This window comes from Vibrio sp. 1978, assembly GCF_033344345.1.
The window spans coordinates 1-581 of the sequence record NZ_JAWPOP010000776.1 but is presented as its reverse complement, the minus strand read 5'-3'; the positions used below and the strand labels follow the sequence as shown (position 1 = coordinate 581).

General features: G+C 47.3%; 1 pseudogene. It reads right to left on the bottom strand.

Features of this window, described 5'->3' with window-relative positions:
• Nucleotides 1-511, bottom strand: a pseudogene (locus tag R8N49_RS29045) (ABC transporter permease); the annotation flags it as partial.
• Between the last annotated feature and the right edge of the window lie 70 nt (nucleotides 512-581).

Here is a 581-nt window from a genome sequence, read left to right as displayed (position 1 = left end):
GATACCCGGCCCCATACAACACCAACTCATCGCCAATCTTCAAGCGAAGATACTGCGCTAAACCGCCACCGACCAAAACCGCATTTTGCCCAGAGGCGATAAACTCACCTTGAACCAATTTGTCACTAATGTGGGAGTACGCATTTTCTGATTCAGGATCAACGCCTAGAACCATGACACCTTTCGAACGCTCCCCTTTCGCCGCCAAGGCAAAAGATTCAACACGCGGAAGAATGACATCGATATTCGAGTTTGCTTTAGATGCAGAAATAAAGGCATCGGTTTGAGGAAGCACATCATCAATGCTAGATGAGTCGCCAAACTCAGGGTTTTGCAATTGAATAAGCCCAGTATAAAACTTTGCTGCGTTTTTGATGTTGGAACTGTAGCTACCTTCTTGGAAGGCTCTGGTGAGTAAGGAAAGAAAAAGCACTAGCGCGAGAGCAGTGGCCGTCAGTAACGTCCGCCTTTTTTGCCGCCATAAATTGCGCCATGCAAGTTTGATGAGCATCCGCTTCTCACCCCTCTCTTTTGTTCGTCTCTACCGCAAGTTAATCACGCAGGGATTTCATTTGCTGCTG